The organism is Microbacterium sp. NPDC078814 (assembly GCF_040702645.1).
Classification (GTDB): Bacteria; Actinomycetota; Actinomycetes; order Actinomycetales; family Microbacteriaceae; genus Microbacterium.
Genome location: NZ_JBFBLT010000035.1, coordinates 1 through 1,520, shown reverse-complemented (window position 1 = coordinate 1,520; position 1,520 = coordinate 1). Strand labels below are relative to the sequence as shown.

General features: G+C 62.0%; 1 protein-coding gene. It reads left to right on the top strand.

All coding sequences use genetic code 11. The features are described 5' to 3' along the window. Nucleotides 1-176 precede the first annotated feature (176 nt). A complete protein-coding gene (locus AB0300_RS18800) occupies nucleotides 177-1,355 on the top strand; it encodes a hypothetical protein (RefSeq protein WP_126892904.1) in 1,179 nt (392 codons plus the stop codon). The last annotated feature ends 165 nt before the right edge of the window (nucleotides 1,356-1,520 follow it).

Here is a 1,520-nt window from a genome sequence, read left to right as displayed (position 1 = left end):
CAACCGTCATCGTCATCTCAGTATTGGTCCGTTCTCGCCCCGTGCAGTGCGAAGGTCAGCAGTGCTGGTGTCTCACCCCATCCTGACGCACAGGGGGGAACGCACCACTTTTCACCTGCAATGAATGCGGAGGCGAACGGGGGGCACGGCGGACGCTGTGCTCGGGCTGCGATCTGGTGAAACAAGTCGAGGAGCTATTCTCCGAAGCGTCGGATAGCGACGCGCGTGCTGCCCTCGAACCTCTACGCCACTATCTCCTTTCCTACAAGCACGACGCGGACCGGCTTCTGCGCTGGATGAGCCGCAGCACTAGCATCGCGATCCTGCGGCGGATTCTCGATGGCGAGATCCCCATCAGTCAACGCGCGTTGGAGATGCCCGAGCATCCGCATGCAGCATTGCGCGTTCGGGCTCTGCTTGAAGTCACGGGATGTCTGACAGAAGAACGCGACCCCTGGGCGTCATATGAACAATGGGCGGATCAACTCATCGCGATTTGCCCAAAGGCGAACCGAGAGCAATTTACGATCTTCACCCGTTGGATCGTTCCTGCCACCGCGCGCGTGCAGATTCGACGACGAGGCATCACCGATAGCACCCTCAGCCGGGCCAGAGAGATGAGCCGCGCGGCGCTCGAATTCCTCCAGATGCTCGAAGCGCGGAACCTGTCGTTGCAATCCGCCCCGCAGTCGATCTTCGACGAGTTCGCTGCCTCGCGCCGCAGCAGAGCAATCGCGATCCGTCCTTTCATCCGATGGGCGAAACAGACCGGCGCGATGCGCCGAATCTCCGCCCCGGTACGACCCAAGTCCGCCCCGTCGCTCGCCTACAGCGAGGCCACCCATCATTCTTGGGTGTCTCGCTTCCTCGAAGACGATCAGCTGAACGAGGGAACGAGGCTCGTCGGATTGATGGTCGGTCTCTACGCAGCGCCGATCACACGGCTCGTCAAACTCCAAGACAAGAACATCGTCTATCGAGGCGAAACGGCGACGCTTTCCCTCGGGAACGCTCCGCTCCACCTAGCGCCACGCGTCACCGAACTGCTCGGCATGCAACTGGCGCAGCGCGCTATATCCCCGGAAGGATGGTTATTCCCATCACCCGCCCTTCCTGGCCGACACATCGACCCCTCGACGCTTACCAAACGCCTGAGAGACCTCGGCTGCGAGACCATCCTGCTGCGCGGCGCTGCGATGATCAACCTGACCGCTACCGTCCCGCTCGGACCCTTGGCGGATCTCACAGGGCGATCACTATCGGCGACAGGCAGATGGATCAAGTCATCGGGTAGCACCTATCTGGTGTACCCGGCGATCCGGGATCCCTCCCGTCCTGGTGTGTCCAGCCAGTAGAACACTGCCGGGAACTCGCGGCCTTCGTGTCCTCAGATGCTGTTGAGTAGGCTGAGATCGAGTCCGTGCCCCTGGAGTCCCGCGGGGTGGTGGTCTTTCGGGCCCGCGGCGTCGTGACCGCGACGGGGTGAGCCATCGTGCGATGGTCAGTGAGAACGACCAAGA